Here is a 21,647-nt window from a genome sequence, read left to right on the forward strand (position 1 = left end):
TAATGTTGAAGAACCAGAATCTGCTGAAACTACCGCATTGAAGGTATCATCGCGTTCTGTTCCTGTATAAGCAGTAGTACCTGCAGTAAGACTGAAAGTCTAGGTGATGAGATGGAATTTGAGGTAAGATGAATAGGTTAATCATATAAAGGAGAATCTCTTTAGATTCTTTATTAGATATTATCAATATCTTAATCAATATCTTAAAAGGGTATTGTAGCATTGTATGGGAAATGGTGTTACATTTTTTCCTATTCTTTTGATGATAGTGATATTTTTTGGAATCTCTATTGATTCTTTGGTGAAAAGGTTATACAATATTGGGTATTTTATTGCAAAGGATTTACGATGAGAAAGATTTTATTGTTTTTGTTTTGTCTCTCTTCTTTTATTTTTGCAGCAATTAATATTAATACTGCAACTAAGGAAGAGTTGGTTAAACTTAAGGGCATTGGAGAAAAAAAGGCGGAGGCAATTATTGAGTATCGTACGCAACAGGGTGCTTTCAAAAGTATTGAGGAAATTCAAAAGGTCAGAGGTATTGGTCCTAAGCAGTTTGAATCAATAAAGAATGAAATTACTGTTGATGAAAAACTACAAAAATAAGGCATTAAAAGGCAATCCATTCTTGTTCTTTGACTTTGCCTTTTTGAATCCAGTATGACTTCATTATAGGCTTTTTTCTATTTTTTAATGAGATGATCATATAATTTAGGTTTTCATCGAAAGCAAGACGTATATCTTCTTCTGATGGATAGGCTGATGTCTTAGGGTGTGAGTGATAGCATACTAAGAGTCGCAGTCTAAGATGTTGTGCTTCTTTGAAAGCTTGAAATTGCTCGTGAGAATCCATCATAAATTTTGTTTCATTTTTATAAATATTACTGATAGGAAAATGTTTCAAGATTTGTATTTCTTTATCGAAAGCGATGCCACCTAGATAGCCACAAATTTCTAGCGGATATTCTTTTATGGCGTCTTTAATCATAGTATCGTAAATGTCTTTTGGTATTTTTATCATTTATGGCTTCTTGGAAATTCCAAATAAAAAAAGGTAGACAATTTTTTCAACTTTCTTGTGTACTTCTGCTTTTGTTGGTTTTTGTTGATTTGTTAGAATGTAAAATAAATCTTTACGCAATAGAGCTAAAAAAGCGTTAGTGTAAAACTGGATATCTTCTTCTGTAAAATGTGGATAATTTTGTTTTAAGATATCCATAACAAAGCGATTGGTGTTTTGGGAATTGATAACTTTCATTAAAATATCACTCACTGCTTCTCTCTCTTGGATTAAAAGCTTAAATATTTTATAGGAAAATTCACTATTATAGAAATAATAAAATTGAATCCCGTATTGAATTAAGGCATCTTCTAAGTCATCACCTTGAATATCTGGTAAGGAGGAAAGTTGTTTGCAAAATTTTTCTCCTTGTTGTCTTAAAATTGTTTCAAATAATTCTTCCTTGCTATGAAAAATTTTATAAAGTGTTGTTAAAGAACCGCCTGTTTTTTGCACAATATCAACAAGATTTGTTTTAGCAAATCCTTTTTCAAAAAACATCTCTGATGCGATATCTAAGATTTTATAATATTTTTCTTTTAACTTAGGGTTTAAATGGTGTTTCATTATAAACCTTTATTATAGCCAAGAGAAAATAATTTGAATTAAATTAATTTCAAAAAATTTGTTTAAGAAATTTTGTAGCATAATTACAACAATAACAATGGGTGCAATATAGCGAATAAGGATGAGCCAAACGCGAAAAAACCAATAAGGAATTGTGCCACTAAACATTCCATAAAGTTCATTTTGAGAAATAACAAAGCCTACAAAAAGACAAATAATGACGCCAGATAATGGCATAAATACGGTAGATGTGAGTAAATCAATCCATTGAAAAACCGTAAATCCACCCAAATATTCTGCGGAATGAAAATAGTCAGTCTGCCCTAAAATAGTTATTCCCCCCACGAGAAAACAGAATGTTATGACTAAAAAAGTAGCTTTTGGACGTTTGAGATGATGTCGTTCGATTAAGTAGGCGATAGCAGGTTCTGCCATTGAAATTGCTGAAGTTACTCCAGCAAACAATAAAGCGAGAAAAAAGATAAAAGCAACAATATGCCCAACCCAACCCATCTGATAAAAAACAATAGGTAAAGAGACAAAAATCAGATTGGGTCCTGCATCAGGGCTTAATCCCTCCTTGAATAGCAAAGAGAAAACAACAAGCCCAGCAATTAGTGCAAGAATCGTGTTTAAAGTAGCAATGTAAAAAGATGAACTAACAAAATTAATATGTCTAGGCATTGCGGCAGAATATGCCATAATTGTTCCAACGCCTAATGACATTGAGAAAAAAGCCTGCCCGAGAGCTTCTAAAATGCTACCTGAATTCACTTGTTCCCACTTAAAATCAAACATAAAATCGACAGCTTTAGGAAAACTATCAAGCGTAATAACATAGAAAAAGAGCATAATAAAGATAATAAACAAAGCAGGCATAAGTATAAGATTGATTTGTTCTATTCCTTTTTTTATTCCACGTACAAGAATAAAGCCACAAATAGCAATAATAGCAAGATGGCAAACAATTTGCCAAAATAATTCATATCGTCCAAAATTATCAAATAACGCTTGTGCTGTTGCTCCATTTTCAGGAATATAAAACAAAAGATAGAACATATAGTAGGTAATCCAACCTAAAATCATCGAATAAAACGCAAGGATAAGCAATCCGCTAATGAACATATACCCGCTATATTTCCACAAGTTTTTGTGTCGAGGAGCAAGCATTTCAAAGGTGCTTACAGGATTCTTGCTACTTTCACGTCCAAGTATCATTTCTGCTAAAAAAACACTACAAAGCACAAAAATAACAGACAAGATAAATATAATAACAAAAATCCCCCCCCCATTTTGTCCTGCAACATAGGGGAATTTCCAAATATTACCTAGCCCAATTGCACTTCCTGCAAGTGAAAGAATAAAACCAATTTTTGAAAAATGAACCATCAAAAACCTTTCTCTAAGAAAAAAAGAGCCTTAAAACAGGCTTATTATTAAATAAATATAGTGATTTCAGCACGAAAACTTCTTTTTAATTGTAAAATACACTCCATATTTTACAAGTATTTACAAAGAATTGCAAATTTTACCAGAAGGGGAGCAATGGCAGATTTAGAGATGTTAGGAATTGAGGTGCTATTTTTTACCCTCATTATTATCGCGTTATTACTGTATAGACGCCGTTTAAAGCATTGAGAAAGCACTAGAATGAGAAAAATCACAAAACAAGAGGCTTTGTTGGTTGCATTGTTTGTTGCAATGCTTTTTTGGGGTGGTTCTTGGGCAACCTCCAAAATGATTGTACATTACGCAAATATTGAAATTATTGCTTTTTGGAGATTTTTACTTGCTGCAATCACTTTTACCCCGATTATCTTTTTTTTTCGACCTTCATTGTTAATTTCTATTAAAAGTTTATCGTTTCTTATTTTGGTATCTATTTTTAATTGCCTCTATGCTTTTTTATTTTTTCAAGGGATTACGCTTGGAATGGCTGGGGCTGGAGGCGTTCTTGTTACAACACTGATTCCTATATTTACTTATATCTTAACTTTTTTTATTTATCATAACCGTATTGCCCCTTATGAATTTTTTGGACTTGTGTTGGGTATTTGTTCTGGTTTTTTACTTTTAAATTTAGATTTTTCATCTGAATTATTTGTTGGTGGAAACTTATATTTTCTTATTTCTGCACTTATTTGGGCTTTACTAACATTGACAATGCAGAAAATTCGAACAGAGGTTCACCCGATTACGGCTAACCTTTACATCAATATTTTTAGTTCTCTTATGTGTTGTGTTTTTATTATGCTATTTGATAAAGGTAATATTATGCAAGTTTTTGCATTTGACCATATTTTTTGGTTGGGATTAATTTTTATTTCTTGTTTATCTATTGCATTTGGGAATACACTTTACTATCAAGCTATAGCGATTCTTGGTAGCAATAAGGCGAGTGCATTTAATCTTCTTGTACCCATTAATGCGATGCTTATTAGTTGGTGGTTGCTGAATGAAGTGCCTACAATCAATACTATTGTTGGCGGATCATTGGCAATTATTGGTATTTATTTTATCAATATATATAAACCAAAAAAGGGAAAGAATGTTACTTGAGGAATATGAAAAATATTTTAAATTTATTTTTTTTCTGCAACAGATAGTATATACCTGCTGTCAAATGTTATTTAAAGTATCTGTGCTAATTAGCCTGATTGTACAATATCTTCAGTATTTTAGAAGTATTAAATATACAGAAAAAATAAAAAGGTTTATATAAAATGTCTAAATTCTATCCTTTTAGAAATCCTTATGAATCATTAATTGATTTGTTGATTCAATCCCCACAAAACAAGAAAAAATTTATGAATAAACTTGCTTCCTGTGGTGGGCTTTTATATGAAGATGAGAAGGAAGAATTAGAGTTAATACGTTTAATGGGTGTGCCTTTGGTGGAAAATGAAGATTATTTTTTGCTTTCAACCCTGCAAACACCATTTAAGAATCAGAGGTTTTGTTTTGTGGATATTGAAAGCAATGGTGGTGACCCAACAAAGCATCAAGTCATTGAAATCGGGGCAATTCTTTATGAGAGTGGTAAAATTATTGATCATTTCGAAAGTTTTGTTTTTTGTCAATATATTCCAGAATCAATCACGGAAATTACAGGAATTCATCTGGACGATGTTGTAGATGCACCCAATCTTTCTACGGTAATGCAGAGTTTTAGAAAGTTTTTAGGAGATGCTGTTTTTGTCGCACATAATGTTTCGTTTGATTATCGTTTTTTGAATGCTATGTTTTATCAAAGTTCGCTAGGTTGGCTTTGTAACCGCTATTTATGCACGATTAACCTTGCCAGAAAGACGATTCCAAGCGTCCGTTACAGCCTATCACATTTGAATGAATTTTTGGAAATTAATACACCGGTTATCCATCGTGCATATGCAGATGCTCTGACATCTTTAAGGATTTTTGAATATGCTCTCAAAAATATCCCAGAACATATTATTACGACAGAAAATCTCATCGCTTTTACAACGATGAACGATCCTGTATTTCCAACCTTAGAAATTTTACAAAATTTATAAATAAAGGAATCAATATGAATGAAATTACGCAACGTATTGCAAAACGGCTACAACTCTCTGATGAAGAGGTGCAAAATGTCGTGAGTATTATTTTTGAAGAGATCGAGTCTCTCTTAGTGCAGAAAGAAAAATCTCATCAAAAACAGACTTTATCTCCGAAAGAAAGGGAAGTTTTGATTAAAAACTTTGGTAGTTTTTTTATTGTTTCTCGTCCGGCACGTCAAATTTATATTCCAGGCACACATGAACAAGTGAGTACCGAACCTATTAAAGAAATACACTTTCGTCCTTTTCTTGCCTTAAAAGAGCGAATGGGGCTTACATAAATTCAAGGCATATACTATCTACAATTAATAATTAGAATCAGCAGATGTGTCGAAATAAAAATTTATTATTTAGTGTTTAAATTTTTTAAAAAAATTACAATACTAAAAGTCATAATAGATAATAACGCCCAAGAGTTCCATTTACCGATATGGACAAGTTCCCATTCTTCAGCTTGATTGGGGTAATGCCAAACATGAAAGAATGTGCCAAAATTTTCAGCAATATAAATTAAAAATCCAATAAATAAAAAAAATATTAATAAATGACAAGAATATTGCTTATCAAAAGGGTAGAAATAAATTTTTGTTTTACGATAAAGCATTAACGCAATAAGAGCCAAAAATATTCTATAGTCTCCAATAAAATGATGAGTGAAAAAATTAATATATATCAATAAGCTTAGTATTAAGCCAAAATATAATGAAGGAGGGTGATGTATTTCAAAACGCATTGAACGCCATAATTGTAACATAAAACTACCGATAGCTGCATACATAAATCCAGCAAATAGGGGGACACCAAAGAATTTTGTATAGCCAAAGTCTTGATAGTTCCATGAGGCAATTTCAGCAGAAACTTTAAAAACCTCCATCGCAAAACCTAAAAAATGAAAAATCAAAATACCAAAAAATTCTTGTTTGCTTTCTAGTTTATTTATAATTAACCAAACTTGAACGCTAAGCATAACGATTAGTAGGATGTCGTAGCGAGGCATACCAAGAATTCCATCACGTGGAATAATTAATACAGACACAAAAAATAAAAGGGCAAAAAAAGCTGCCCGTAAACTTTTTAAAAAACCAAAAGAAATTTCAAGAAAGAAGCGCTTAAATCCCCTAATTTCTGGATTAAATATGATAGAATCTGTATATTTATCAAATTTTAATAAATATGTGGAGAGTGATATTTTCCCATTCAAGAAGCTAAAACCCCTTATTTTTTAGTTTTATTGACAAATTATAGCCATTCTAAGCAAAAGCTCCTCTTATAAACCTTGTATTTATTTAACATTGTTTTTATGAATCTATAAAAATCCTACTTATTAGGATTTTGTTGCATTCTCCTTTTAGCTATATTCTAAATTTATCACTTATATATTCTTTAAGTTAAATTATTTTTTTGAAATCCTAAATTTTAAAAAATATTGAATAGTTATTATAGTGCATATTTTTAATATTTTATGTATTTATTAATTCCTAAGCTATAAAGGCTAATATTGTGTAGTATCTTTGCTAATTATCCTTTTCTTGGTTTGAAAAATAATATATATTATTATGAATTTATGATACTCTTGATTACAATTAATATTTTCCGTATAATGCTTTCCAAAAAAGGTAAATAATGGTGCAAAAACAGACTAAAGGATTGATTTTAACGATTGCTGGTGCTGTAAGCTGGGGTGCTTGTGGTGTTATTAGCGAGTTTTTATTTAAGCGAGGTTTTAATCCAGATATGATGAGTGTTTTGCGTATGCTCCTCGCTGGAAGTACCTTTCTTGTCCTTGCATATTTTTTTCCGCGCAAACATTCTAAATCCATTGTGCAACTTTTTACGCACAAAAAAAACTTGATTGAATTGATGTTGTTTGCATTTTTTGGCATATTGATTTGCCAGTATGGTTACTTTCTCTCAATTGCTTATAGTAATGCAGGGATTGCAACGATGATTTGCTACATTGGACCCGCTTTGGTGATGCTAACGACTTGTGTTCTTGCAAGAAAACTTCCAAAAAGAAATGAAGTTATTGCTTTATTTCTGGCTCTGTTAGGTATATTTTTACTTGCAACAAAAGGAGATTTTGAAAGTTTAAAAATAAATGGATACGCCTTGTTTTGGGGGATTGCTTCCGCTGTAGGTATGATTTTTTACACGCTCACTCCGCGTCGAATTGTTATGTATTTTGGTAGTACCCGCATTATGGGTTTTGCACTTTTGATTGCTGGAGTATTGTTGGGTATAAAAGTGCAGATTTGGGCATTAGAGATTCCAACTGATGGCATTTTTTGGTTATGTTTATTGATAATTATTGCGGTAGGGACAATGGGTGCAACTTGGATGTTTATTAATGGAATGATAGTGATTGGTGCTGTCAAGGCAAGTATGATTGCTTGCCTTGAACCTTTGTGTGCAGCTCTTTTTTCCTTTGCATTTTTGGGTGCACACTTTATTTTTGTTGATATTATAGCTTTTGTATGTATTGTTAGCACCGTCTTTTTAATGAATAGAATTCGTTAACTGCTACAGGCAGAAGTTTGGCTAGGAACAGGCTGAATTGTGCTATTATCTGCTTTTTTGTATTTGAGCGCTTCCTCAATAAATTCCCACAATTTTGATGCTGCACTTAAGTATTCCTTTGCACTTTTACTTTCTGGGTGAAAAAAGACAACGGGTTTACCCTCATCACCGCCTTCCCGCACAATAAGTTCTATCGGAATTTGTGCAAGGAGTTCTGTTTGGAAATCATCAGCGATTGCCTTTGTTGTCCCCTTGCCAAAAATATCATATTCTTTACCATTATCAGGACAAATAAAGCCACTCATATTCTCAATAATTCCTGCAATGGGAATTTTTAGTTTGCGAAACATATCAAGACTGCGAGTAGAATCATCAAGCGAGACTTTTTGTGGTGTTGAAACGGTAATGCCTGCTGTTACTGGAACACTCTGTGCAAGCGTTAATTGTGCATCGCCTGTTCCAGGAGGCATATCAATGACTAATACATCAAGTTCACTCCACGCAACATCTCTTAGCATTTGATCAATCGCACGCATAATCATAGGGCCACGCCAAATTAGACTTTGATTTTCTTCATATAGAACACCCATACTCATCATTTCTATACCATAAGCAACAAGTGGTTGTAATCTTTTTCCGCTTGAATCCACCTCCGGACGCTGTTTGTTTAGCTTTAGCATTCGCGGAATATTTGGTCCATAGATATCTGCATCGAGTAAGCCTACTCTTTTTCCTTGTTGTGCAAGTGCAATTGCAAGGTTCACGCTTGTTGTGGATTTACCTACACCACCTTTGCCACTACTTACCATTACAAAACTTTTGATATGTGGTGCGAGATTTTTTGCTTGTGTTTTAGCAGGTTCTTGTTTTTGAATTTCTGGTTGTTCAATACTTAAATGGTATTCTTTTGCATTAAGTGGGCTTAAAGCTTCCTTAATTTCTGATTCTAGTTTCTGCGCAACTTCCGGTACAGAGGAAGGAATTCGCACAACAACGCTAACTTTGCCATTTTCATCTTTTGCTTCTTTTACAAAACCAAAACTGACAATATCTTTTTGAAAATTTGGGTAGATGACCTTTTTTAATAAAGAAAGAATTTTTTCATCTAGCATTAATGCTCCTTTTAAAATGATATTTGAGACTTTTTCAAGCTATGAAACAAAGTATTTATAATAATAATCCTTAAAAAACTATAAAAGTTTTTAATAATGTAATGTTATCCCCATTCTATTGCTTAAGAATGACAAAACTTGTCCATATATTGCTCTGTATAGTTTTACTTTGTCAAAATTAAGCTAGATTGGGTTTTTGTATATTTGTTGAGTGAGTCAAATATATTGGGCGGTTTGGTGATGGATTTAAGTGAATGCTTTTGGGCGATGTTAAGGTGTGCTAAAAGGCTAAAAATATTGTTGGTAGGGAATTCGAGTTGAATTGATAAATATATTCCTAAGCATAGATTTCCTATAATGCGAACGAACTCAAATATTTTAAGGAGCTAAGATGAAAAAATGGAGCTTGGGTATTGCATTGAGTGCTTTGAGCCTGTGTGCTTGTTTGCAAGCTGATGAAATTAAGGCAGGGGTTGTGATGCCTCTTAGTGGTGCAGTTGCAGGATATGGGCAGGCTGGGTATAGGGGGCTTGAATTGATGCAAGAATTAATGCCTCAAAATGAAAAGGGTGATTCTTTAAAGTTTATTATTGTAGATAATAAAAGCGAAAAAATTGAATCTGCAAATGCGATACGTAAGCTTGTTTCAAGTGATAAAGTTGATATTGTTTTTGGTCCAATGATTACAACAAATGCTCTTGCTATGGCAAAAACAGCTGAAGATTCTAAAACACCACTTGTCCCAGCTGTGGCGACTGGTGATCGCGTAACAAAAGGCAAAAAATTTGTTACACGTATTGCCTTTGCGGATAGTTTTCAAGGCACAATTAATGCTAATTTTGCTTATAATGATTTGAAAGCAAAGACGGCGGCAATTTTATTTGATAGTAGCAGTGATTATTCAATTGGCTTGACAATGGCGTTTAAGGAACAATTCCAAAAATTGGGTGGAAAAATTGTTGCAGAGTCTGAATTTAAGGCTGGTGGTAAGGATTTTAAGGCTCAGCTATCTAATGTAAAAGCAAAAAATCCTGATGTCTTATTTATTCCTGTTTACTACAATGAGGCAGCGTTGATTATGGTGCAGTATCAGCAGTTAGGTTTAAAAATGCCTGTAGTTGGTGGAGATGGGGTTGCTAGTAATAAGATTTTCTTTGATGTAGGCAAAGAAGCAACAGAAGGTGTTATGGTTACAGATTATTATTCAACAAATAGCCAACAAACAGAATTAGGAAAAAAATTTATTCAAGCATATGAAAATAAATATAAAGAGAGTGTTTCTAGCTTTAGTATGATGTTTGCAGATGCGTATGTGTTAGCACTAAAAGCAGTTGCAGAATGCCCTAAAAATGATAAAGTTTGCTTGAATGATAAGATTCGAAATGTAGAAAATTTTGAGGGCGTAAGCGGTGTTTTTAGCTTAAAGAATGGTGAGGCGATTCGTAGTGCCGTTATTAATGAGGTTAAAAATGGACAACTTGTTTATAAAACAACAGTTAATCCTTAATTTACTCTAATGTATCCGATAGAGGTAAGTATTATTCTGTTACCTGTCGGATGCATTGTGCAATGTATTGAATCTCTTCATCAGTTAGGTATGGATTCATAGGAATGGAAAGCACTTCTTCACTTGCCAGTTCGGTGCAAGGAAAATCCCCTTTTTTGTAGCCTAAATTTTGGAAACATTCTTGCAAATGGAAGCCTAAGGGGTAGTGGATGGCTGTTGGAATATGGCATTTTTTTAGTTTTTCTTGCACAAGGGAGCGATTTTTTACTCTTAAGGTATATTGTGCAAATACAGAGGTTCTATCCTTTGCAATTTTGGGTAGAATCACATTGCTCCCTTGCAGTAAGAGATGATATTTATTTGCTACATCTTGTCGTTTTTTAATATCTGATGTAAAAACTTTGAGTTTAATGCGTAAAATAGCGGCTTGTATAGAATCTAGGCGCCCGCCAATCCCAATGTATCGATGAAAATAACGTTTTGTTTGTCCATGAATGCGTAAGCTTTTGATGATTTGTGCAAGATTAGCATCCTTTGTAAAAACAGCTCCACCATCGCCATAGCACCCCAAAGGCTTTGATGGAAAAAAGCTTGTTGTTGTGATATTACAAAGCATTGAATCCTTTTGCCCTTGAAATGTTGCTCCAAAGCTTTGTGCACCATCAAGAATGAGGGCAAGAGAATTTTGCGTTGCAATTTCTTGCAACTTTGCAATATTAGGTGGTTGCCCATAGAGGCTAACGGCTAGAATTGCCTTTGTTTTGGGAGTAATTACTGCTTGAATCAGGTTAACATCAAGATTGTAATCTTCTAAAGAAATATCAACAAAAACCGGTTTTGCACCTAAAAGTGTTATGATTTCAGCAGTCGCAATAAAGGAAAAAGATGTTGTAATGACTTCGTCGCCATTCTTTATGCCTAAAGCCATCAATGCCAAAAGCAGTGCATCAGTGCCACTAGAACAGCTAATAGCGTGAATATTGCCGATAAATGCTTCTAGCTCTTTTTCTAAATATTCTACTTCCTCGCCCATAATGTAGTTTGCATTTCTGCAAATGTGCAAAACCGCCTCTTCAATCTCTGTTTGTTGTCGTAAGTGAGCTTTTTGTAAGTTTGCAAAATCAATTTTCACCAAGAATCCTTATTGTTTGATTGGAAAGTATATATTGTGTACCATCATAACTATCAATGGCAATGTTATCGGCATTAAAAGACATACGATTACCTCCCTTATCTACCCAGCCGATTTGTCTAGCAGGGTTACCAACCATTAAAGCATAAGCTGGAACATCGTGTATAATGACGCTACCTGCACCTACAAAGGCGTATTCACCAATGCATACACCACAGACAATTGTTGCGTTTGCACCAATTGAGCAACCCTTTTTGAGTAATGTTTTTTTAAATTCATTGCGACGAATAATGAATGCACGTGGATTGATAACATTTGTAAATACCATTGAAGGTCCCAAAAATACATTTTCTTCGCATTCCACACCTTCATAAATGCTGATATTATTCTGAATTTTGCAACCATCAGCAATATTAACACGTGGTCCTACGACACAATTTTGTCCAAAAGAGCAGTTTTTTCCAATCTCACTTCCTTCTAAAATATGACTAAAATGCCATATTTTTGTCCCCTCACCAATCTTAACCCCATCATCAATTAAAGCGGTAGAATGAGCAAAATAATGTTTTTCCATTTCTTTCCTTAATGTCTATGCGGAATGATTATAGCATATTATGGTAGTCTATGTAGGGTGAAAATTCCCTTTAGAAAATTAGCTGGGGCTTTGTATCTCCTGTAGAGTTTCATTATTTTCTAGTTCTTTTTCTTTGAATTCTCCATACGCCATAATACGTTCATAACGTTGCAAGAGGTAGTTATCTGTGGAACGAATCTGTTGTAGTGAGGTCTCAAAATAGGTAGCAATACTTCGTGCTGCCCCCTCTTTGTCGCGATGTGCACCGATGTCTGGTTCATCAAGAATGGCATCAATTAGGTTTGCTTTTTTTAGAGCATCGGGCGTAATTTTAAGTGCTTTTGTTGCATTTTCAATTTTGCTTGGGTCACTCCACAAGATTGCAGCACAACCTTCAGGTGAGATAACACTAAAAACAGAATATTTCATCATTGCCAATCGGTCGGCGACACCTAAAGCTAAAGCACCGCCACTCCCGCCTTCACCAATTACAACAGCAATAACAGGAATTCTTAAAGTGCTAAATTCTTGCAAATTTCTAGCGATTGCCTCACTTTGTCCTCTTTCTTCTGCACCAATTCCGCAATAAGCACCGGGTGTATCAATCAGCATTAATAAAGGAATATCAAATTTTTCCGCCATTTTTGCTACTCTAAGAGCTTTGCGGTAACCTTCTGGATTAGGCATCCCAAAATTTCTTGCAATTTTATTTTTTGTCCCTCTACCTTTTTCTTCACCAATAATTATTACTTTTTCATTATTTAGATACCCAATAAATGCTACAATTGCACCATCATCGGCAAAATGGCGGTCGCCGTGAATTTCAATATAATCTTTTAATAACATATGAATATAATCGATAGCATAGGGGCGGTCTGGGTGACGCGCCAACTGTAATTTCTGATAATCACTTAAATTGCCATAAACCTGCTGAATTTCTTTCTTCAGGTCATCTTGAAGAATCTCGCACGCACGCGTATCATTGCGAATTGTCGCAATTTTAATTTCTTCTTGAATACTTTTAATTGTCTGTTCGAAGTCTAAATAAGTTGCCACTATACTGCCTTTATACCGCTTTAAAGATGATTACCCCATTTGTTCCACCAAAACCAAAAGAATTGCTCATTGTCGCGTTAACGTTCGCCTTCCTTGCTTCATTTGGAATATAATCTAGGTCACATTCTGGGTCATTTGTCTCTTGGTTGATTGTTGGAGGTAATATACCTTCCTTTATCGCAAGAATGGAGATAATGGCCTCAAGCCCTCCGGCAGCACCTAAGCAATGTCCAATCTGCCCTTTTGTGGAGCTAACGGGAGGGACTTTATCTTTACCGCCAAAAGCGTGTTTAAGGGCGATAGTTTCGTAAAGGTCATTATATTTTGTGCTTGTGCCATGTGCGTTAACATAATCAATTGGACAATTCGCCATTTTGAGGGCAGCCTGCATTGCACGAAATGCACCCTCTCCCTCTGGAGCAGGAGTTGTAATATGGTTTGCGTCTCCGCTTTCTCCAAAACCGATAATTTCAGCATAGATGGTTGCACCACGTTTTTTGGCAAGATCATAGTCTTCTAGCACCAAAGCTGCCGCACCTTCACCCATAACAAATCCACTACGTTCTGCATCGAATGGGCGGGAAGCCTTAAGGGGTTCGTCATTTCTGTCGCACAGTGCTTTCATTGCTGCAAAACCACCAATCCCAACACCACAAATCGCTGATTCAGCAGCAACAACAAGCATTCTTTCAGCACCACTAAGCATAATTGTCTTAGATGCCTCAATGATAGCATGCGTACCTGCCGCACAAGCTGTTACAGAAGCTAGATTTGGTCCTTTAATGCCAAAGAGGATAGAAGTAAAACCCCCCAACATATTGACAAGGGCAGACGGAATAAAAAACGGAGTGATTCTCCGCGGTCCTCGTTGTGCATTGACAACAGAATTCGCTTCAATATTAGGAAGTCCACCAATACCTGAACCAGAACTTACACCAAATAACTCCGGTAAAACTCCATCAATTAGACGATTTTGGCTATCCACTAAGCCTGAATCTTGCATTGCCTCAATGGAAGCCTTAATTCCTAGTTGGATAAAGCGGTCAGCTTTTTTTACCTCTTTTGCATCCATTATGGAGGTAGGGTCGAAGTCTGTAATTTCTGCAGCAATTTTTACTGGAAATTCGCTGACATCGAAACTAGAGATTCGTTTAACTCCACAATGCCCTTCAGTAATGGCTTTAAAAGAATCCCTACAGTTTTGCCCAACAGCATTAATCATTCCTATTCCTGTAACTACTACTCTACGCAACATATCCTCCTTAGGGTAACTTTAAGGGGAGAATTCTCCCCTTTTTTCTGCCATTATTTTTTGTGGGATTCGATGTAATCAACAACATCTTTTACGGTTTTAATCTTTTCCGCGTCTGCATCTGGAATTTCAATTCCAAACTTTTCCTCAATTGCCATAACAAGCTCGACAACATCAAGAGAATCCGCATTCAAATCCTCTGTAAAAGTTGCATTCTCTTTAACGATATTCTCATCAACATTAAGCTGCTCTGTAACGATTGCTTTGACTTGTTCAAAAACTGCTGACATCTGATTGCTCCTATTTTGTAAAATATTTGAGTTGTATTTTATCAAAGATTTCTTAACTAAAATCTTTTACAAGACTACATATATAGCCCACCATTGACTCTTAGTACCTCGCCTGTGATGTATGAAGCATAATCGCTTAATAGATACGCCACAGCATAAGCAACATCAGTCGTTGTCCCAAACCGCCCCAAAGGGATATTTTTAGTGTATTCAGCTTTAATTTCGTCTTTGAGTGTGTCTGTCATTTCTGTGCTGATAAATCCCGGTGCAATAGCATTAAAGCGAACATTCCTGCTTGCACCTTCAAGAGCAAGAGATTTTGTTAAAGATATTATCCCGCCTTTACTTGCAGCATAATTGCATTGCCCCATATTTCCGCGTTCTCCAACAATAGAAGAGAGGTTTACCACACTGCCAAAACGTTGCTTACTCATTACCTTGAGTGCTTCTCTTGAACCAATAAAAGCCGATGTTAGGTTTGCTGTGAGGATTTGATTGAAGTCTTGTACTTTCATGCGTAAGGCAAGTTTATCGTTGGTGATTCCGGCGTTATTGACAAGATATCCACATTCACCATCGCTGTCGCAAATTACCTTGAATGCAGCAACAAACTCTTCCTCGTTTGTAGCGTCAAAGAGGAGTATAGCTGCTTGTCCTCCATCTTTCTCAATCTCATCTTTCAAATCCTCTGCCATCTGTTTGTTTGAACGATAATTAATCCAAACCTTTAACCCCATTTTGGCTAACACCTTACAGATTTCCGCTCCAATTCCACGACTTCCGCCTGTTACAAGTACATTCTTTTTGCTAAACTTCATTACATTCCTTAAAAAACCGTGATAGACACTAGTTATAGCCGTGATTCATAACGACGTAACATATAAAGTCTTTTGAGCATTTTTTTTCTCGCACTAATTTTTTGTTTTTTTCGTTTTTCTGTTTTTGGTTCAAAAAAACGTCTTGCACGACATTCTGTAACAACCAAGTTGCGATCAGTCTGCTTTTTGAATCGCCGATAAGCTTCTTCAAAAGATTCCTGTTCTCTTACTTTGATGCCCGGCATACTCTCACCACCTTTTCTATAATATAAATCTCCAAAAGGAGCAGTACATTTTAAGCATTTTTTACTTAAAAATACCTCTTTTTGTTTTTTTATGATGCTACTTGTGTTAGAATTGTTGCAAATTTTCTCATATTTTGTTCCCATTCTCCACCAAGTGGGTCTAATTCTACGACGCCAATTTTTAAATCTTGAGCAATTTGACGTGCAACTCTATCTGAATAGCCTTTTTGGGTAACAATAAGGGTTATTTTTTCTTGCCTTGCTATTTTGAGTATGCGATTTAATTCTTTTCCACGAGGTTCTCGTCCATCTATCTCAATGGGAAGTTGAGTAAAACCAAATTCAGCTGCAAAATAGCCCCAAGAAGGGTGAAGAACCATAAAAGTTCTTCGTTTAACAGGTGTAAGTTGGGCTTGTAATTGTGTATAAAGCATATCCAATTCTTTTTCTAAAATTTTGTAATTATTTAGATAAAAATCTTTATTTTGTGGGTCAATTTGTATAATCGCCATTAAAGAATTTTGTGCAATCATTTTTACATTCTGTACATTTAGCCAAATATGTGGGTCATAGGTGGAATGCCCATGCCCATGCTGATGATTTCCGATTTTACGCACTCCAGATTGTGTTTTAACGATCTTCATTTGCGGATTATTGCTACTAAAACGTTTCAGCCAAATTCGTTCAAATTCTACTCCAATTGCTAAAAATAGTGGCGAGTCTGCCATTTCTTGCATAATGATGGGCTTTGGTTCATAGGTGTGTGCATCATAGCCACTTTGAATGAGGCTTGTTAGTTTCACTTTGTCTTGCACAATTTTCTTTGTCCAAAATTCCTGTGCTTGTATGCTCATAAAAACGTGAGGTCTAGAATCCGTATAGCCAAATTGAAAAAGACACAAGAAAACAAATAAAATATATTTTGTCAAAACAGTCTCCTTTATTTTTTTGTTTCTAAGATGGATTGCTTTATCCACTCTAAATAAGCATTTGTGCCATCTATAATGGGTGTGACTATGATTTGTGGTAAATCATAAGAAGAATGCTTGCAGATTAAGTCTTGCAAAGATTCTTGGATATTCCGCATAGTCTTGCAAGAAAGTTTAACTTCTTGACTAATGCAAACTTCATTCTCCCAAATATAATAACTTTCAATAGGACATAATTGAACGCAAGCGGCATAGCGATGTTCAATTATGATTTTTGCAAGTTTAGATGCGATGGTATGATTCTCACAAGTAGTGGTGAGTTCAATATATTCCATCAAACCTCACCCATACGTTTTTTGAGATTCTTAAAATCCTGTCTTTGTTTTTCTTCTCTATCGCCGTCGCTACGCAATTTTTTCTTTTCTTCTAAACGTTCACTTTCTAAAAATGCTTGTCTCTCCCTTGCTTCCTTCATTTTCTGAATAAACTCCTCACGTTGTTTTGGATTTTGAAAAGTGATAGGCTTAAGCCATAGAATCGCCAACACAAATAAGAAAAAAAATATCGCAATTTGCATATTGCCCGTAAGATAATGCCAAGCAATTGCAACCATTCCTGCAATTAAGAATTTTAAAATAAATTGAAGCATTATATCATTCCTAGCGGGATTTTATGAGAATCAGGTTTTTCGCCCATCAGTATCAAAAGCAATTCCGCGATGTGAATAATAGGAATATCCATTAGTTCCCTCCCTGCGGCTGATTTAATTTTAGACTGATAGTTCTCAAAAAATGAGAATGCACTGAACGACATTGTTATAATAAAATCAATTCCTAAATCAGCCATTTGGTAATAAACCCTTGCATTCTCTTTTAATGCTCCTTCCAAATTGAAAGAAGAAAGATGAGCTACAGATTCAAAGTAACTCCGTGGTTGAATAATGTCTAGTTGTATTAACTTCCAAATCGTTTCTTGCAAGAATCGGTAGCGGTCGCCTTCGATGACTTTACGCAAAAGCGTGAAGGAAGAATGGCAAACTGTAGCCCTAAAACCACGCCAATTTTTTTGAAATTGCTTAGATAAAATATCTTGATGGAGATTTAAGAGTCCTGTAAAAATTTCTACTTCTTTGAGTGAATCTAACTCTTTAAGAATTGCTTGTGTTTGTAATGTGGGATCTTCTCGAATGGCTTTAATCGCAAGTAGAGCACTAATATAGCTACCTTCTTCAATAAATATCGGGGTAGAACCTTGATTTTTGATGTGCAAGAGAGTTTCAAACCAGCTCATCGCCCATGCTTTTTTGGTGTGTAATGCAGGAAACAAGCCCTCCATTAAGTAATCTGGAGCGATAGAAATATGTTCATCTAAGGGTAGATTTAGTTTTTTAAGTAATCTTTGGCTACTCGTTTCAAATAGTCCATTTCTTTGTGTCCCGATAAGTGTGTAATGCTCTTTCATTATTGTACCTCCGTAGCAATATTTTTCGCATAATCAATCCAAAAGGAGTTGTTGAGTGGATAACCTTGAAGAAGTGATTTTTGTAATGCAAGCAATGTAAAATCAAATTCTTTTTTCTCGGGAAAAATACGTCCTTTAAGTAACATTGCATTCATTACGCCATTTGTAGGAGAATCAATCAGTTCATATAATTTATGTGCTTTTTTGGGGTGGTTTTTTGCCAGATTAGCGATAAAAATAAAAAATCCTTCACCCAAATAATCCTCAAGTGATTTTGAAATAGGTGTAAGAGAGAAAAATGGCATCAAGGAATCGTACATATCATATTCTTCTTGTGTTAATGTGCAGATTTTTTCCACTTGCTTTAAGCCTGTTTTTAGAAATTCACGATTAACGATAAGGTCATGTTGTGTAGCCTTAGGAGCGAAAGATTCTACTCTCCATTGATAACCAAACCTCTCACATAAAACACCAATCTCTACATCTTCATAGACTAGAATCCCATTAATAATAACACAGACAGATTTTTTATCATATCCAAAATCATCTAATTCGCTATCAAGTTGTTTGTAGAGGTCAGAAAGAAGCATTGTTTCTTGAACGATTGTCGTATGACAACATTCATAAGCTAGATAGTGGAGTTTTATATTAAATCGCTGAAGTGTCAAATCAAGTTTAACTTTCATTTGCTATCCTTTATTTGTTAAATATTGGTTGAGTGGGTTTTGCAAGAATGCACGCATAGAATCTTGAACGCCCTTATTTTGCTTTTCCTCTTCAAGGTGTCCAAATGGATTCATAAACAATATACGTTCTGGAAAATCTTTTTCTAGTTGTGCATTTTCACAAATTTGTACGATGGAATTAAGAGGCACGGTTACAAAACTTCCTTCGCTATTTTCACCAAACCCTGCTTCAAACACTAAAGAGTCTTCAAGCATTTCTACACTTTCAAGTGTATACCCCTGCAAGACAAAGAGACTTAAATCAGGTAAACCCTTAACCACAGGTAAAAGAGGATTAAAGGTAACCTTTGATACTTTACATACAATCGCAAAAGTAACTTTTTGCGTTAAGAGATATTTAATAATTTCTTTTGCGTAATTTTCAATGATTTGTTTCAGCCCTTTTTCTGTTGCTGTTAACATAATCGCCCCTTTATTTATTTGTAATAATTTTTTTAAATTCTTCTAAGAGAATGTGGATCTCTTGAATACCTATCTTCCAAAATTCTTCACTTTCAATATCAAACCCAAATAACGCAACCAATTCTCGTGGCGAACGACTGCCACCAGCAGAAAGGAATTCAACATATTTTTGTGTAAATTCTGCTCTATTGTTCTGATTGCGACGATACAAGCCAAATAAAGCCAAAACTAAAAGTTGTCCATAGCTATATGCATAGCAATAAAAAGGGCTATGGATAAAATGTGGAATATAGCTCCACCAAAGGGCATAATGTGATGTGAGGGTTAGGCTATCACCGAACATTTTTTGGTTTTCTTCTTGCCAAATATGATTAAATTGTTCTGCACTCAATTCTCCTTGTTCTGCATGAATTCTGCGTTCAAAATTCGTAAACACAGTTTGTCTAAATAATGTTGCAAAAATATCTTCAAGTTTTGCTGCATATAAAGCAGCCTTTTCCTTGCCTTTTAGCTGATTTTTTATTTTATCGAAGAGTAACATTTCTGCAAAAACAGAGGCAGTTTCGGAAGTTGTCAGCGGTGTGTGTGCGTTCAGACAACCTACCTTTTTAGATAATTCTTGATGGATAGCATGCCCTAACTCATGTGCCATTGTGAAAACATCTTTACGATTATTGGTATGGTTTAGTAAAATAAATGGATGGGCTTTAGGTACGGTAGAATGCGAAAATGCTCCACTTTGCTTATTTTCGCGTGGGTGAGAATCTATCCATTGTTCATTAAATGCTTTTGTTGCAATTTCTGCAAAAAGTGGTGAGAATTCTTGAAATGACTCCAAGACAATTTTTTTAGAATACTCAAAATCAAATCGTATTTTATTGTTGAATAAGGGGGCGTATCGATCATAGTCATAAAGTGTGTCATAACCCATTAATTCTTTTTTAATTGTGTAAAATTCAGCAACAATGCCCATATTTTGATTCACGACTTGAATCATTGTATCAACGCTATGTTGTGTTGTTTGGTTATCGATATGACGCGGTTCTTCTGGCGTTGTGTATTGTCTAATTTCACCGATAATACTCCATTCTTTTCGCACAATATTAAGAATATAGGCAAATAAATCTTTTTCTTTTTTTAGGACTTGAGTAAAAGCCCTTGCTGCTTTTTTGCGTTTATGCCTTTTTGTGTGATGGAGTTGGCTTAGGATTTCTTCTTCACTATATTCTTGATTTTCCAAAGGAACTTTTAGGCGACTAAAATGTTCACTAAAGAGACGCGAAAAAGCATTTGCACCGACAGGTGAGAGTTTGAGTATGATCCGTTCTTCAGCATCGCTCCTTTGGTGTTTATGATTTTCAACAATGAGTGAGAGGTAGTAAGCGTAACGGGGAGCGTGTTTAATGAAATATTGCGATTGTGTCGGTGTAAGATTCCCAAATTCAAGCTCAAAAAATAAGAGATGTTCCATTGTTGCATTTACATGAAGTTCGCATTCAGAAAGCATTGCCCCTTCAGTTGTTTGTGATGCAAAACGCAAGTAAGCATAACTCATTATTCTTTCTAGGGATTCTATAATATCTTCATATTTATTAAGTGCGGTTTCAAATTCTTCGGCTTTGAGTTTCGCTAATTTGCCTTTGTACTGTTCTTCAAAAGAAATTGCACTTTGCCTAGCGATATTTTTTGTCTCTTGTAGTTGTTTTTGATTTTTAAAAAGAATATCTAAATCCCACTCCATCGCCCTTTTCTCTCCTTATTAATTTAAAAATATACCAAATTCTAACATAAACTATCCAAAAACTTCCAAAAATAATCTATATTTTTTCCATCTTAATGGCTTATGTTGCTAATTGACTCATTGAAAATATATTGAAGTAGGTAAAAATGGGCGATGGTAATTGAATTACCATCAAGAATGCAATATGGGTTATCTATCTTCTTTGAATACAGTACCATCATTGCCAACAGAAATTTCAAGCCCATTGTTTAACTTAATTTCAAAACTACTAATTTTTCTTTCAATCTCATGAACACTATTTTGTGCATATTTGCTTTGTAGGAGATTTACGACAGGTTTTGGCAGAAAATCGAGATTTTTGATAGGTGCATAAGATTTTACAGAATGCCATTCACCATCTATCGCAAAATCAAATTCAACACCATTGTTTGTTTTTGCACCAAAATCATCAGAACCCTTTTCAGCAAAACTAACGCTTTCAGCAGCAAAATAGGTTTTAATAAACTGCTGTGCTTTTTGTGGTAATGCAGATGGTTGAATAGCAATATCAGAGGCAAGTAAAGAACCGCTTAAGAGCATAACACCCAATGTAGAAGACAGAAAAATTTTTTTCACTACGAACTCCTTGAATTGAAATATGTCGACTATTTTACATAAAAA

At 34.8% G+C, this 21,647-nt stretch carries 26 protein-coding genes; 6 read left to right on the forward strand and 20 right to left on the reverse strand.

The features are described from left to right. Nucleotides 1-348: 348 nt before the first annotated feature. On the forward strand, nucleotides 349-606 hold the full coding sequence (locus CCZ01_RS05410) for a ComEA family DNA-binding protein (protein WP_112052211.1): 258 nt from the start codon (nucleotides 349-351) through the stop codon (nucleotides 604-606). A gap of 4 nt (nucleotides 607-610) precedes the next feature. Here the strand turns inward: CCZ01_RS05410 and CCZ01_RS05415 are convergent, their stop codons facing one another. Genes CCZ01_RS05415 through CCZ01_RS05425 form a run of 3 tightly spaced genes read right to left on the reverse strand, consistent with a single transcriptional unit; the run spans nucleotide 611 to nucleotide 3,016 of the window. After that, on the reverse strand, nucleotides 611-1,021 hold the full coding sequence (locus CCZ01_RS05415; protein WP_112052212.1) for a M67 family metallopeptidase: 411 nt from the start codon (nucleotides 1,019-1,021) through the stop codon (nucleotides 611-613). Then, entirely contained in the window at nucleotides 1,022-1,627 is a 606-nt protein-coding gene (locus CCZ01_RS05420; protein ID WP_112052213.1) for a TetR/AcrR family transcriptional regulator, read from the reverse strand. A 12-nt stretch (nucleotides 1,628-1,639) separates the two neighbouring features. Next, nucleotides 1,640-3,016 (reverse strand): sodium-dependent transporter, encoded by a 1,377-nt coding sequence (locus CCZ01_RS05425; protein WP_112052214.1) that lies wholly within the window; start codon nucleotides 3,014-3,016, stop codon nucleotides 1,640-1,642. Nucleotides 3,017-3,277: 261 nt separating this feature from the next. On the opposite strand from CCZ01_RS05425, the gene CCZ01_RS05430 reads away from it, so the two are divergent. The 3 genes from CCZ01_RS05430 to CCZ01_RS05440 all read left to right on the forward strand — a co-directional run bounded on the left by CCZ01_RS05430 (nucleotide 3,278) and on the right by CCZ01_RS05440 (nucleotide 5,486). Continuing rightward, nucleotides 3,278-4,186 carry a DMT family transporter gene (locus CCZ01_RS05430; RefSeq protein WP_112052215.1) on the forward strand — a complete coding sequence of 303 codons (909 nt, stop codon included), beginning with the start codon at nucleotides 3,278-3,280 and terminating at the stop codon, nucleotides 4,184-4,186. A gap of 164 nt (nucleotides 4,187-4,350) precedes the next feature. Next, nucleotides 4,351-5,160, forward strand: a complete 810-nt coding sequence (locus CCZ01_RS05435) for a 3'-5' exonuclease (RefSeq protein WP_112052216.1) — start codon at nucleotides 4,351-4,353, stop codon at nucleotides 5,158-5,160. A gap of 14 nt (nucleotides 5,161-5,174) precedes the next feature. Next, complete coding sequence (locus tag CCZ01_RS05440; protein WP_112052217.1) at nucleotides 5,175-5,486, forward strand: HU family DNA-binding protein; 312 nt, start codon at nucleotides 5,175-5,177, stop codon at nucleotides 5,484-5,486. A 65-nt stretch (nucleotides 5,487-5,551) separates the two neighbouring features. Here CCZ01_RS05440 and CCZ01_RS05445 read toward each other — a convergent pair whose 3' ends face one another. Next, a complete protein-coding gene (locus CCZ01_RS05445) occupies nucleotides 5,552-6,406 on the reverse strand; it encodes a DUF817 family protein (RefSeq protein ID WP_220106540.1) in 855 nt (284 codons plus the stop codon). Nucleotides 6,407-6,828: 422 nt separating this feature from the next. Between CCZ01_RS05445 and CCZ01_RS05450 the strand changes: the two genes are divergently transcribed. Next, nucleotides 6,829-7,722 carry a DMT family transporter gene (locus CCZ01_RS05450; RefSeq protein ID WP_112052218.1) on the forward strand — a complete coding sequence of 298 codons (894 nt, stop codon included), beginning with the start codon at nucleotides 6,829-6,831 and terminating at the stop codon, nucleotides 7,720-7,722. Here the strand turns inward: CCZ01_RS05450 and CCZ01_RS05455 are convergent. Further along, entirely contained in the window at nucleotides 7,719-8,834 is a 1,116-nt protein-coding gene (locus CCZ01_RS05455) for an Mrp/NBP35 family ATP-binding protein (RefSeq protein WP_112052219.1), read from the reverse strand. The genes CCZ01_RS05450 and CCZ01_RS05455 overlap by 4 nt on opposite strands. Nucleotides 8,835-9,225: 391 nt before the next feature. Here CCZ01_RS05455 and CCZ01_RS05460 point away from each other — a divergent pair, with 391 nt between their 5' ends. After that, nucleotides 9,226-10,341, forward strand: a complete 1,116-nt coding sequence (locus tag CCZ01_RS05460) for an ABC transporter substrate-binding protein (RefSeq protein ID WP_112052220.1) — start codon at nucleotides 9,226-9,228, stop codon at nucleotides 10,339-10,341. A 31-nt stretch (nucleotides 10,342-10,372) separates the two neighbouring features. On the opposite strand, the gene CCZ01_RS05465 is transcribed toward CCZ01_RS05460, so the two are convergent. From CCZ01_RS05465 to CCZ01_RS05535, 15 genes are all read right to left on the reverse strand, one after another. Beyond that, nucleotides 10,373-11,473 (reverse strand): DegT/DnrJ/EryC1/StrS family aminotransferase, encoded by a 1,101-nt coding sequence (locus CCZ01_RS05465; RefSeq protein WP_112052221.1) that lies wholly within the window; start codon nucleotides 11,471-11,473, stop codon nucleotides 10,373-10,375. Then, nucleotides 11,463-12,047 carry an acyltransferase gene (locus tag CCZ01_RS05470; RefSeq protein ID WP_112052222.1) on the reverse strand — a complete coding sequence of 195 codons (585 nt, stop codon included), beginning with the start codon at nucleotides 12,045-12,047 and terminating at the stop codon, nucleotides 11,463-11,465. The genes CCZ01_RS05465 and CCZ01_RS05470 overlap by 11 nt, the downstream gene beginning before the upstream one ends. Before the next feature lie 78 nt (nucleotides 12,048-12,125). Then, a complete protein-coding gene (gene accA / locus CCZ01_RS05475) occupies nucleotides 12,126-13,103 on the reverse strand; it encodes an acetyl-CoA carboxylase carboxyl transferase subunit alpha (RefSeq protein WP_112052223.1) in 978 nt (325 codons plus the stop codon). Nucleotides 13,104-13,113: 10 nt separating this feature from the next. Continuing rightward, the gene (locus CCZ01_RS05480; RefSeq protein ID WP_112052270.1) at nucleotides 13,114-14,355 is read right to left on the reverse strand and encodes a beta-ketoacyl-ACP synthase II; all 1,242 of its coding nucleotides are present in this window, start codon (nucleotides 14,353-14,355) and stop codon (nucleotides 13,114-13,116) included. 53 nt (nucleotides 14,356-14,408) lie between these two features. Beyond that, complete coding sequence (acpP, locus tag CCZ01_RS05485) at nucleotides 14,409-14,645, reverse strand: acyl carrier protein (RefSeq protein ID WP_112052224.1); 237 nt, start codon at nucleotides 14,643-14,645, stop codon at nucleotides 14,409-14,411. Between the two features lie 74 nt (nucleotides 14,646-14,719). Beyond that, nucleotides 14,720-15,463: a 3-oxoacyl-ACP reductase FabG gene (gene fabG, locus CCZ01_RS05490; RefSeq protein WP_112052225.1), complete on the reverse strand. Its 744-nt coding sequence runs from the start codon at nucleotides 15,461-15,463 to the stop codon at nucleotides 14,720-14,722. 32 nt (nucleotides 15,464-15,495) lie between these two features. Next, the gene (rpsU, locus tag CCZ01_RS05495; RefSeq protein ID WP_112052271.1) at nucleotides 15,496-15,708 is read right to left on the reverse strand and encodes a 30S ribosomal protein S21; all 213 of its coding nucleotides are present in this window, start codon (nucleotides 15,706-15,708) and stop codon (nucleotides 15,496-15,498) included. An 89-nt stretch (nucleotides 15,709-15,797) separates the two neighbouring features. Further along, complete coding sequence (locus CCZ01_RS05500) at nucleotides 15,798-16,637, reverse strand: metal ABC transporter solute-binding protein, Zn/Mn family (RefSeq protein ID WP_112052226.1); 840 nt, start codon at nucleotides 16,635-16,637, stop codon at nucleotides 15,798-15,800. An 11-nt stretch (nucleotides 16,638-16,648) separates the two neighbouring features. Then, nucleotides 16,649-16,972, reverse strand: coding sequence for a divalent-cation tolerance protein CutA (gene cutA / locus CCZ01_RS05505; protein ID WP_112052227.1), 324 nt, complete (start codon nucleotides 16,970-16,972; stop codon nucleotides 16,649-16,651). Then, nucleotides 16,972-17,286, reverse strand: coding sequence for an LETM1/MDM38 family protein (locus tag CCZ01_RS05510; protein WP_112052228.1), 315 nt, complete (start codon nucleotides 17,284-17,286; stop codon nucleotides 16,972-16,974). The genes cutA and CCZ01_RS05510 overlap by 1 nt, the downstream gene beginning before the upstream one ends. Then, nucleotides 17,286-18,098: an HdrB C-terminal domain-containing protein gene (locus CCZ01_RS05515; RefSeq protein ID WP_112052229.1), complete on the reverse strand. Its 813-nt coding sequence runs from the start codon at nucleotides 18,096-18,098 to the stop codon at nucleotides 17,286-17,288. The genes CCZ01_RS05510 and CCZ01_RS05515 overlap by 1 nt, the downstream gene beginning before the upstream one ends. Then, a complete protein-coding gene (locus CCZ01_RS05520) occupies nucleotides 18,098-18,784 on the reverse strand; it encodes a DUF5644 domain-containing protein (protein ID WP_112052230.1) in 687 nt (228 codons plus the stop codon). The genes CCZ01_RS05515 and CCZ01_RS05520 overlap by 1 nt, the downstream gene beginning before the upstream one ends. 3 nt (nucleotides 18,785-18,787) lie before the next feature. Continuing rightward, nucleotides 18,788-19,246 (reverse strand): hypothetical protein, encoded by a 459-nt coding sequence (locus CCZ01_RS05525; protein ID WP_112052231.1) that lies wholly within the window; start codon nucleotides 19,244-19,246, stop codon nucleotides 18,788-18,790. A gap of 10 nt (nucleotides 19,247-19,256) precedes the next feature. Beyond that, on the reverse strand, nucleotides 19,257-20,987 hold the full coding sequence (locus CCZ01_RS05530) for a M3 family oligoendopeptidase (RefSeq protein WP_112052232.1): 1,731 nt from the start codon (nucleotides 20,985-20,987) through the stop codon (nucleotides 19,257-19,259). A gap of 189 nt (nucleotides 20,988-21,176) precedes the next feature. Next, nucleotides 21,177-21,602, reverse strand: coding sequence for a PepSY-like domain-containing protein (locus CCZ01_RS05535; protein WP_112052233.1), 426 nt, complete (start codon nucleotides 21,600-21,602; stop codon nucleotides 21,177-21,179). Nucleotides 21,603-21,647: the final 45 nt, after the last annotated feature.

Source organism: Helicobacter monodelphidis (assembly GCF_003288845.1).
Taxonomy (GTDB): domain Bacteria; phylum Campylobacterota; class Campylobacteria; order Campylobacterales; family Helicobacteraceae; genus NHYN01.

What these genes read in the sequence shown, in the direction of transcription:
- CCZ01_RS05410 (WP_112052211.1), top strand. Translation starts at nt 349, where the DNA reads ATGAGAAAGATTTTATTGTTTTTGTTTTGTCTCTCTTCTTTTATTTTT.
- CCZ01_RS05415 (WP_112052212.1), bottom strand. Translation starts at nt 1,021, where the DNA reads ATGATAAAAATACCAAAAGACATTTACGATACTATGATTAAAGACGCC.
- CCZ01_RS05420 (WP_112052213.1), bottom strand. Translation starts at nt 1,627, where the DNA reads ATGAAACACCATTTAAACCCTAAGTTAAAAGAAAAATATTATAAAATC.
- CCZ01_RS05425 (WP_112052214.1), bottom strand. Translation starts at nt 3,016, where the DNA reads ATGGTTCATTTTTCAAAAATTGGTTTTATTCTTTCACTTGCAGGAAGT.
- CCZ01_RS05430 (WP_112052215.1), top strand. Translation starts at nt 3,278, where the DNA reads ATGAGAAAAATCACAAAACAAGAGGCTTTGTTGGTTGCATTGTTTGTT.
- CCZ01_RS05435 (WP_112052216.1), top strand. Translation starts at nt 4,351, where the DNA reads ATGTCTAAATTCTATCCTTTTAGAAATCCTTATGAATCATTAATTGAT.
- CCZ01_RS05440 (WP_112052217.1), top strand. Translation starts at nt 5,175, where the DNA reads ATGAATGAAATTACGCAACGTATTGCAAAACGGCTACAACTCTCTGAT.
- CCZ01_RS05450 (WP_112052218.1), top strand. Translation starts at nt 6,829, where the DNA reads ATGGTGCAAAAACAGACTAAAGGATTGATTTTAACGATTGCTGGTGCT.
- CCZ01_RS05455 (WP_112052219.1), bottom strand. Translation starts at nt 8,834, where the DNA reads ATGCTAGATGAAAAAATTCTTTCTTTATTAAAAAAGGTCATCTACCCA.
- CCZ01_RS05460 (WP_112052220.1), top strand. Translation starts at nt 9,226, where the DNA reads ATGAAAAAATGGAGCTTGGGTATTGCATTGAGTGCTTTGAGCCTGTGT.
- CCZ01_RS05470 (WP_112052222.1), bottom strand. Translation starts at nt 12,047, where the DNA reads ATGGAAAAACATTATTTTGCTCATTCTACCGCTTTAATTGATGATGGG.
- acpP (WP_112052224.1), bottom strand. Translation starts at nt 14,645, where the DNA reads ATGTCAGCAGTTTTTGAACAAGTCAAAGCAATCGTTACAGAGCAGCTT.
- fabG (WP_112052225.1), bottom strand. Translation starts at nt 15,463, where the DNA reads ATGAAGTTTAGCAAAAAGAATGTACTTGTAACAGGCGGAAGTCGTGGA.
- rpsU (WP_112052271.1), bottom strand. Translation starts at nt 15,708, where the DNA reads ATGCCGGGCATCAAAGTAAGAGAACAGGAATCTTTTGAAGAAGCTTAT.
- cutA (WP_112052227.1), bottom strand. Translation starts at nt 16,972, where the DNA reads ATGGAATATATTGAACTCACCACTACTTGTGAGAATCATACCATCGCA.
- CCZ01_RS05510 (WP_112052228.1), bottom strand. Translation starts at nt 17,286, where the DNA reads ATGCTTCAATTTATTTTAAAATTCTTAATTGCAGGAATGGTTGCAATT.
- CCZ01_RS05515 (WP_112052229.1), bottom strand. Translation starts at nt 18,098, where the DNA reads ATGAAAGAGCATTACACACTTATCGGGACACAAAGAAATGGACTATTT.
- CCZ01_RS05520 (WP_112052230.1), bottom strand. Translation starts at nt 18,784, where the DNA reads ATGAAAGTTAAACTTGATTTGACACTTCAGCGATTTAATATAAAACTC.
- CCZ01_RS05525 (WP_112052231.1), bottom strand. Translation starts at nt 19,246, where the DNA reads ATGTTAACAGCAACAGAAAAAGGGCTGAAACAAATCATTGAAAATTAC.
- CCZ01_RS05530 (WP_112052232.1), bottom strand. Translation starts at nt 20,987, where the DNA reads ATGGAGTGGGATTTAGATATTCTTTTTAAAAATCAAAAACAACTACAA.